Source organism: Novosphingobium sp. (genome assembly GCF_027489515.1).
Classification (GTDB): Bacteria; Pseudomonadota; Alphaproteobacteria; order Sphingomonadales; family Sphingomonadaceae; genus Novosphingobium.
In genome coordinates, this window is record NZ_JAIXZS010000060.1 from 1 (window position 1) to 8,015 (window position 8,015).

Consider the following 8,015-nt stretch of genomic DNA (forward strand, 5'->3'; position numbering starts at 1 on the left):
ATCTCGCCCGAAACCCCGCGCAGGCCGAACCCGGCATCGCGCGAATAGTCCGCCGTCTTCAGCCGCCCGTCGTCGAAGCCGAAGCTCTCGCTCGCGATGAACTGGAGATAGAGCTCGCCATCCTCGCATGCGCCCAGCGCGGTTGCGGTGAGCCGCTTCGCCTCCTCGGGCGTCAAGAGGCCAGGGCGATAGAGCAGCGAGCGGGGATCCGGCGTGTTGGTCATGGACAGGGATATAGGCACCCCCGCCCGATCATGCCACCGCGATTAAGCGTGGTCGGCAGGCCCGCCCTTCAGGACAAAGCGCCGGTCGCAATAGCCGCATTCGGCATAGCCGCGCTCGTCGATCTCGATGAAGACACGCGGGTGGCCCAGCGCTGCACCACCCCGGATGTTGTCTGCCCCGTCGCAGCGCACGCGGGTGCTGGTGACAACAACAGTCTCGGGATTGCTGATCGTGCTCATGGCCGCAGCGGGTAGCAAACCATGCCCGAACCGACAAGAAGGTGCTTGCACGCGCACCCTTTACGCGAAACGCTTCCGGGGGCAGGGAGAAACCCATGGACACCACCCCCGCCATCCGCATCCGTGATCTCGTCAAACGCTATGCGCCCGCCGGCAAGGACGCCGGCGAAGGCAAGCTCGCGCTTGGCGGCGTCAGCTTCGATGTGCCGCAAGGCCAGATCTTCGGTCTGCTCGGCCCCAACGGCGCGGGCAAGTCCACGCTGATCAACACGATGGCTGGGCTCGTGATGAAGTCGTCCGGCTCGGTCGAGATCTGGGGTTTCGACATCGACCGCGAACCGCGGAATGCCAAGGCCTCGATCGGCATCGTGCCGCAAGAGATCGTGTTCGATCCGTTCTTCACGCCCATCGAAGTGCTCGATATCCAGGCCGGTCTCTACGGCGTGCCACCCGCTGCGCGCCGCTCGTTCGAACTGCTGCAGTCGGTCCATCTCGCCGACAAGGCCCATGCCTACGCCCGATCGCTTTCAGGGGGCATGAAGCGCCGCCTGCTGATCGCCAAGGCCATGGTGCACACCCCGCCGATCCTTGTCCTTGATGAGCCGACGGCGGGTGTCGACGTCGAACTGCGGCGCTTGCTGTGGGAGCTCGTGGTCGATCTTAACAAGCAAGGCGTAACCATCGTGCTTACCACGCACTACCTCGAGGAAGCCGAGCAGCTGTGCGACCGCATCGCGATCATCAACCACGGCCGGCTCATTACCGACCAGCCGACGCGCGAGCTGGTCGGCATGATGCGCGAGAAAATCGTGGTGCTGACGCTGGATCGGCCCATCGTTGCGGCACCGCAGCATGAAGCCTTCGTGAAGAGCACCATTTCGAGTGAACGCGAGCTGCGCGTGACCTATAACAAGGACCGCATGAACGCAGGCGAAGTGCTCGCGCTGGTGCAGTCGCTCGGGTATGGGATCGTCGATGTATCAACCGACGAGGCAGACCTTGAGGACGTCTTCGTCAAGCTGACCAGCGCCCCGGCCGGCGCGCTCGGATAGCCTCTTGCGGCCAACCTGCGCAGCCCTTCATTTTATTGATTGGAAACGACTTCTTCTTCAACGAGCCGCTTCCAGTAGCCGCGGCCGGATTTGCGCACGGCGCGCTTGCAAACCCGGCAGATTCCCACATGGCGGGTTCCGTTCCACCGCACGGAGGTCGGTTCGGCGTTGTGGCGGTTGAAAAGGCAGAATGGCAGGCGCCAAAGCATATCCGGTTATTCCGACGAGAGTACCGATCCCAGGCGGACATACCATTTCGCAGGTGCAAAAACAAACGTTCAGATCGGCCTAATGCTTCCACTTTACCTTTTCGGGCCATACCGCTTGTGGCTTCCCAAATGCGGTGCGGACGGGCAAGGAGCGACTGTGATCAATCGTATCCCTGATGCACCCCGGGCCGCGTCATGAGCGCTGCCGACATGCCCAGCCACGATGTCCTGATCGTCGGCTCCGGCGCCGCAGGGCTCACCGCTGCCCTCGTGCTGGCCGAACGCTGCCGTGTCCTCGTGCTCGCCAAGGGCGCGCTCGATGGCGGATCGACCGCCTGGGCGCAGGGCGGCATCGCTGCTGTGCTCGATGAAGGCGATACCTTCGATGATCATATCCGCGACACGATGGTCGCCGGCGCGGGCCTCAACCGGCGCGAGACGGTCGAGTTCGTCGTCGAGAACGCCCCCGAAGCGATTCGCCGCCTTGCCGACCTTGGCGTCCCCTTCAACGCCGAATCCGGCGCGCTGCACCTCACGCGTGAAGGCGGCCACTCGCACCGCCGCATCGTGCATGTCGATGATGCCACCGGCTGGGCGGTCCAGCAGGCGCTGATCGCCGCTGCCAAGGCGCACCCCAACATCACGCTGCGCCCCGACATGGTGGCGATCGATCTCGTCACCGACCGCCACCGTGCGGATCATAGGGCAGGCCACAGCGGCGACCAGAGCGGCAGCGGCCGGGTCTGGGGCGTCTATGCACTCGATACCGCCAGCGGACGCGTCGAATGCTTCGCCGCCCGCGCCACGATCCTCGCCACCGGCGGCGCCGGCCGCACCTATCTCTTCAGCACCGCCCCGCGCGGCGCGACCGGAGACGGCATCGCCATGGCCTGGCGCGCAGGCTGCCGCGTTTCCAACATGGAATTCATGCAGTTCCACCCGACCTGCCTCTACAACCTCGAGGTCAAGAACTTCCTGATCACCGAAGCCGTGCGCGGCGAGGGCGGGCACCTCAAGCTGCCGCCCGGCGTCCCCGGCGGCGGCGAGCGCTTCATGCCCCGTTTCGACCCGCGCGAGGAGCTTGCCCCGCGCGATATCGTCGCCCGCGCGATCGATCACGAGATCAAGCGCCTCGGCCTCGACTACGTCCACCTCGACATCAGCCACAAGGACCCGGACTTCGTCCGCGGCCACTTCCCCAATATCTATGAGCGGCTGCTCGGCCTCGGCATCGACATGACGAAGGAGCCGATCCCGGTCGTTCCCGCGCAGCACTACACCTGCGGCGGCGTCCTGATCGACCTTGCCGGCCGCACCGATCTCGATGGGCTCTATGCCGTGGGTGAATGCTCGGAAAGCGGGCTCCACGGCGCCAACCGGCTCGCCTCCAACAGCCTGCTCGAATGCTTCGTGTTCGGCGATGCCGCTGCCAACGACATTCTCGCCCGCTGGGACGTCTTCCCCGCCCCGCCCGCGCTCCGCCCATGGGACGAAAGCCGCGTATCGGATTCCGACGAGGAAGTCGTCATCAAGCAGAACTGGACCGAACTCCGCCGCTTCATGTGGAACTACGTCGGCATCGTGCGCACCAACAAGCGCCTCGAGCGCGCCGCGCACCGCATCAAGCTATTGAAGGGCGAGGTCAACGACTACTACGGCAACTTCCGCGTGACGGCTGACCTGATCGAGCTGCGCAACCTGCTCCAGACTGCCGAACTCATCGTGAAAAGCGCCCGCGCCCGCCGCGAAAGCCGCGGCCTCCACTTCAACGAGGACTACCCCCAGACCCAGCCCGCCGCGCGCGATACGGTGCTGGTGCCGGGCTGAAGGTCGCTTGGGCGGTCGTCCCTAGAGATGCCGCCCGATGAAGATCACCACCATCGCCCCGAGCACCGAGGCGATACAGCCTGCGCGGGTGACGCCGCCGCTGTCCTTGCTGCCCCAGCCTGCCGCCAGCCCCGCCACGAGCGAACCCACGATGCCCAGCAGGATCGTGCGCCCCAGCCCCATCGGCACGCTGCCGGGATAGAGGTAGCGCGCGGCGAGGCCAACGAACAAGCCGCTGAGAAGGATCGAGATAAGCTTGAACATGCGTGCGCTCCGCCATTGCAACCGGAGCGAGGCATATCGCGCGGTTAGCCCCACGCGCCAGTGGATAATCGCGTGGCTTATTTCGTGCGGGGTCTGGACAGCGATCTTGTCCACAAGATCGGGCGAGGAGCCCAAATTTATTTGCGAGGCTGCAGATTGGGGCTTGAAATGCCGGTTTTCGCGCGCGTCGCTGCGCTGCAGCATGACCGTCATGACGATGAAACGAATCGTATGTGCGACGAGCCGAATCGATAAGGGGGTGTTTACCCTCTTGTGTCTGATTCCGGTTGAGGCACTATGGGTAGTGGTCGGGTCCTGGGGGAACCTCTAAACCTAGTTTTGGTGGCGCAGCGGGCAGTTAGCTCGCGGCAACGGTGGCTGTCCGGCCGCCGACCCTGGTCTTGACCCTTGAGTTTGGTGCCTGCGCGGGCGTGTGAGGGGATTTATATTCTCCTTTTGTTCCGCCGGGCGTATGATGGATTTCGCGTTCCGAGTCGGAAGTTTCGAACGGGCGCAGTGGATGGAACAGGGGACTGCCGGCGTGGATTTCAGGACTGGAGAAGGCGTTGTGGAGCATGACGGCCAGAGCGAGTTCAGCCTCGCCGATGCGGCGGCTCCCGCGCGTGAGAATGGAAAGGCGATTGGCATGAGTGCGGACGACAAGGGCAGCGAAGCGCTGGTGGCGGCGATGGCCGCAGGCGCGGCAGGTGCGCTTGCCGCAGCAGCCAAGCCGGTTTCCGATTCCAAGACGATCAACGCACGCCGCTTCACGATCGTGACGGATACGGCACGTGACGCCCTGCTGACGGATTTCGGCAAGGAAACGCTCGACGACCGCTACCTGCTGCCCGGTGAGAGCTATCAGGATCTCTTCGCGCGCGTGGCCGATGCCTATGCCGATGATTCTGATCACGCGCAGCGGCTCTATGATTACATCTCGAAGCTGTGGTTCATGCCCGCCACCCCCGTGCTCTCCAACGGCGGCACCGGGCGCGGCCTGCCCATCTCGTGCTACCTCAATTCGGTGTCTGACAGCCTCGAAGGCATCGTCGGCACGTGGAACGAGAACGTCTGGCTCGCCAGTCGCGGCGGCGGCATCGGCACTTACTGGGGCCAGGTCCGCGGTATTGGCGAATCTGTCGGCCTCAACGGCAAGACCAGCGGGATCATCCCCTTCGTCCGCGTGATGGACAGCCTCACCCTCGCCATCTCGCAGGGCTCGCTACGCCGCGGCTCGGCCGCCTGCTATCTCGACGTGTCGCACCCGGAGATCGAGGAGTTCCTCGAAATCCGCAAGCCCTCGGGCGATTTCAACCGCAAGGCATTGAACCTCCACCACGGCGTGCTGCTGACGGACGAGTTCATGGAAGCGGTGCGCGATGGCGCCGAATTCCACTTGCGCAGCCCCAAGGACGGCTCGGTGCGCGGCACCGTCGATGCGCGCTCGCTGTTCCAGAAGCTCGTCGAAACCCGCCTCGCCACGGGTGAGCCCTACATCGTGTTCAACGACACGGTGAACCGCATGATGCCCAAGCATCACCGCGATCTCGGCCTCAAGGTCTCGACCTCGAACCTCTGCTCGGAAATCACGCTCCCCACCGGGCGTGATCACCTCGGCAACGATCGCACCGCGGTGTGCTGCCTCTCCTCGCTCAACCTCGAGACGTGGGACGAGTGGAACAAGGACGACCGCTTCATCGAGGACGTGCTCCGCTTCCTCGACAACGTGCTGCAGGACTACATCGACCGCGCGCCGGACGAAATGGCCCGCGCCAAGTACTCGGCCATGCGCGAACGCTCGGTCGGCATGGGCGTAATGGGCTTCCACTCGTTCCTGCAGCAGAAGGGCATCGGTTTCGAAAGCGCCATGGCCAAGGCGTGGAACCTCAAGATGTTCAAGCACATCGCCGCCAAGGCGGATGAGGCCTCGCTTCTCCTCGCGCAGGAACGCGGTGCGTGCCCCGATGCCGCAGACATGGGCGTGATGCAGCGCTTCTCCTGCAAGATGGCGATTGCCCCCACCGCGTCGATCTCGATCATCTGCGGCGGCACCTCGGCCTGCATCGAGCCGATTCCGGCGAACATCTACACCCACAAGACGCTCTCGGGCAGCTTCGTGGTCAAGAACCCCTATCTCGAGAAGCTGCTCCAGTCGAAATCGAAGGATTCGACCAACGTGTGGAACTCGATCCTCGAGCGCGGGGGTTCGGTCCAGCACCTCGATTTCCTCTCGCCGGAGGAAAAGGCCGTCTACAAGACCAGCTTCGAGATCGACCAGCGCTGGCTGCTCGAATTCGCGGCGGACCGCACGCCCTACATCGATCAGGCGCAGTCGCTGAACCTCTACATCCCGGCCGACGTCGACAAGTGGGATCTCATGATGCTCCACTTCCAGGCGTGGGAGAAGGGCATCAAGTCGCTCTACTACCTCCGCTCGAAGTCGGTGCAGCGCGCCGGTTTCGCCGGCGGGGTGGAGGCGGACAACACCGCCGCCGCGCCGGTGATGGAGCTCGCCGCCCAGCCGACCGACTACGAGGAATGCCTCGCCTGCCAGTGATTTTGCCATGAAGCACCGGGGATGCCGGGCATCGCCGTTCTAGCCTGAATCCCTGCTTGAGATCGTAACCATGCCGGACTGCGTGATACAATCAGCCAAACTTTGCGGCTTGCCCGGCACGGTTACAATCCGCGACACGGTACCCGCTTGCCTCGGAGAGTCCGGGGAGGCTACAGTTGCGAATAGTTCGCAATTGCATAAGGGACCTCGTCGTGCGCAAGTTTCATCGCTGGATTTCGGTTTTCTTCGGGGTGTTCCTGCTGTGGATCGCCGTCACCGGCACGCTCAGCCAGATTGTGCCCTTGATGGCGGGCGGGGAGAAACCGAAGGTCGAAGCCAGCGCCAAGCCGGCGTTCGTCTGCCCACCAGACTACATGTGCCGGCCCAAGCCCAAGCCGGGCGATCCGCGCGCAGTGATCGGGCTGCTGCATCACCTGCATTCGGGCGAAAGCTTCGGTCCGGTCGGCGTGGTGATCGCCACGCTCTCGGGCTTTGCGATGATCTTCTTCAGCTTTTCAGGCCTCTGGCTCTACATCCAGATGTGGCGCAATCGGGCGGAGCGCAAGCTCACCCCGCGCTGGTTCTGGAAGTAACGCCGGCCCCGGCCGCAATCCCTCGCGGGACTGCGGCCGGATCTGCCGCCTTATTTTTCTTCTTCCATCGCGTAGGCCACATCGCCATTGGCCGAGAGGCGCACCGTGTCGCCCTCCACGGCGGCCACGAGCCCCAGCGAGAGATAGTGATGATGGCCCTCGTGGGTCTCATCCGTGATCCCGCTGCTGCTGTCCTTCTTCGACAGCTTGATGCGATCACCGTCGACATGATCGACCGTGCCGACGTGCACGCCGTCTGCGCCGATGACTTCCATGTGTTCGCGGATCTGTGCGGCAATGTCGTGGGACATGACTGGTCTCCTGGGTTGAGGTCGGGCCGCGCAGCCGGATGGGCCGGTGGCCTCGAACGCACAACGCGCCGCGCGGCCTGTCGTTCCACGCGCCAGAGGCTGAATCCGGCGCGTCTGCCCTTTCGCACCGCTTATCGTTTTGCCGCATGATCGCTATATTTCAATCTCTTGCCCTACAGGATCCGTCCCATGTCCCTTCTTGAAGCCCGCAGCTCCTACAAGCCCTTCGAATATCCCTGGGCCTACGACTTCTGGAAGCGCCAGCAGCAGATCCACTGGATGCCGGAAGAGGTTCCTCTGGGCGAGGATTGCCGCGATTGGGCGCAGAAGATCTCGGACCACGAGCGCAACCTGCTCACCCAGATCTTCCGCTTCTTCACCCAGGCCGATGTCGAGGTGCAGGATTGCTACCACGACAAGTACGGCCGCGTGTTCAAGCCGACCGAGGTCAAGATGATGCTCGCCGCCTTCTCCAACATGGAGACGGTGCACATCGCCGCCTATTCGCACCTGCTCGACACCATCGGCATGCCCGAAAGCGAGTACGCGATGTTCCTCGAATACGAGGAAATGCGCGCCAAGCACGATTACCTGCAGCAGTTCGGCGTCGACAGCGATGAAGACATCGCCCGCACCCTTGCGATGTTCGGCGGCTTCACCGAAGGCCTCCAGCTCTTCGCCAGCTTCGCCATGCTGATGAACTTCCCGCGCTTCAACAAGATGAAGGGCATGGGCCAG

General features: G+C 63.8%; 9 protein-coding genes. 5 read left to right on the top strand and 4 right to left on the bottom strand.

Features of this window, described 5'->3' with window-relative positions; all coding sequences use genetic code 11:
- Both Q0082_RS10640 and Q0082_RS10645 read right to left on the bottom strand, forming a co-directional pair.
- Positions 1 to 224: DNA gyrase modulator (locus Q0082_RS10640; RefSeq protein WP_298192312.1), on the bottom strand; the 224-nt coding region annotated here is incomplete at its 3' end.
- A 42-nt stretch (positions 225 to 266) separates the two neighbouring features.
- The gene (locus Q0082_RS10645) at positions 267 to 464 is read right to left on the bottom strand and encodes a zinc-finger domain-containing protein (RefSeq protein WP_298192314.1); all 198 of its coding nucleotides are present in this window, start codon (positions 462 to 464) and stop codon (positions 267 to 269) included.
- Between the two features lie 95 nt (positions 465 to 559).
- Between Q0082_RS10645 and Q0082_RS10650 the strand changes: the two genes are divergently transcribed.
- Together Q0082_RS10650 and nadB are read left to right on the top strand one after the other, a co-directional pair.
- Positions 560 to 1,516 carry an ABC transporter ATP-binding protein gene (locus tag Q0082_RS10650; protein ID WP_298192316.1) on the top strand — a complete coding sequence of 319 codons (957 nt, stop codon included), beginning with the start codon at positions 560 to 562 and terminating at the stop codon, positions 1,514 to 1,516.
- Between the two features lie 404 nt (positions 1,517 to 1,920).
- Positions 1,921 to 3,552 carry an L-aspartate oxidase gene (gene nadB, locus Q0082_RS10655; protein WP_298192318.1) on the top strand — a complete coding sequence of 544 codons (1,632 nt, stop codon included), beginning with the start codon at positions 1,921 to 1,923 and terminating at the stop codon, positions 3,550 to 3,552.
- A 21-nt stretch (positions 3,553 to 3,573) separates the two neighbouring features.
- Here the strand turns inward: nadB and Q0082_RS10660 are convergent, their stop codons facing one another.
- Complete coding sequence (locus tag Q0082_RS10660; RefSeq protein ID WP_298192319.1) at positions 3,574 to 3,816, bottom strand: GlsB/YeaQ/YmgE family stress response membrane protein; 243 nt, start codon at positions 3,814 to 3,816, stop codon at positions 3,574 to 3,576.
- A 646-nt stretch (positions 3,817 to 4,462) separates the two neighbouring features.
- Here Q0082_RS10660 and Q0082_RS10665 point away from each other — a divergent pair.
- Both Q0082_RS10665 and Q0082_RS10670 read left to right on the top strand, forming a co-directional pair.
- Positions 4,463 to 6,373 carry a ribonucleoside-diphosphate reductase subunit alpha gene (locus Q0082_RS10665; RefSeq protein ID WP_298192326.1) on the top strand — a complete coding sequence of 637 codons (1,911 nt, stop codon included), beginning with the start codon at positions 4,463 to 4,465 and terminating at the stop codon, positions 6,371 to 6,373.
- A 212-nt stretch (positions 6,374 to 6,585) separates the two neighbouring features.
- A complete protein-coding gene (locus tag Q0082_RS10670; protein ID WP_298192321.1) occupies positions 6,586 to 6,966 on the top strand; it encodes a PepSY domain-containing protein in 381 nt (126 codons plus the stop codon).
- 50 nt (positions 6,967 to 7,016) lie between these two features.
- On the opposite strand, the gene Q0082_RS10675 is transcribed toward Q0082_RS10670, so the two are convergent.
- Positions 7,017 to 7,277, bottom strand: a complete 261-nt coding sequence (locus Q0082_RS10675) for a DUF2171 domain-containing protein (RefSeq protein ID WP_298192323.1) — start codon at positions 7,275 to 7,277, stop codon at positions 7,017 to 7,019.
- A 189-nt stretch (positions 7,278 to 7,466) separates the two neighbouring features.
- On the opposite strand from Q0082_RS10675, the gene Q0082_RS10680 reads away from it, so the two are divergent.
- Positions 7,467 to 8,015 (top strand): ribonucleotide-diphosphate reductase subunit beta (locus Q0082_RS10680; RefSeq protein ID WP_298192325.1); only part of this gene is annotated, 549 nt, incomplete at its 3' end.

Coding starts and splice junctions, on each gene's coding strand:
- Q0082_RS10645 (WP_298192314.1), bottom strand. CDS start 464: ATGAGCACGATCAGCAATCCCGAGACTGTTGTTGTCACCAGCACCCGC.
- Q0082_RS10650 (WP_298192316.1), top strand. CDS start 560: ATGGACACCACCCCCGCCATCCGCATCCGTGATCTCGTCAAACGCTAT.
- nadB (WP_298192318.1), top strand. CDS start 1,921: ATGAGCGCTGCCGACATGCCCAGCCACGATGTCCTGATCGTCGGCTCC.
- Q0082_RS10660 (WP_298192319.1), bottom strand. CDS start 3,816: ATGTTCAAGCTTATCTCGATCCTTCTCAGCGGCTTGTTCGTTGGCCTC.
- Q0082_RS10665 (WP_298192326.1), top strand. CDS start 4,463: ATGAGTGCGGACGACAAGGGCAGCGAAGCGCTGGTGGCGGCGATGGCC.
- Q0082_RS10675 (WP_298192323.1), bottom strand. CDS start 7,277: ATGTCCCACGACATTGCCGCACAGATCCGCGAACACATGGAAGTCATC.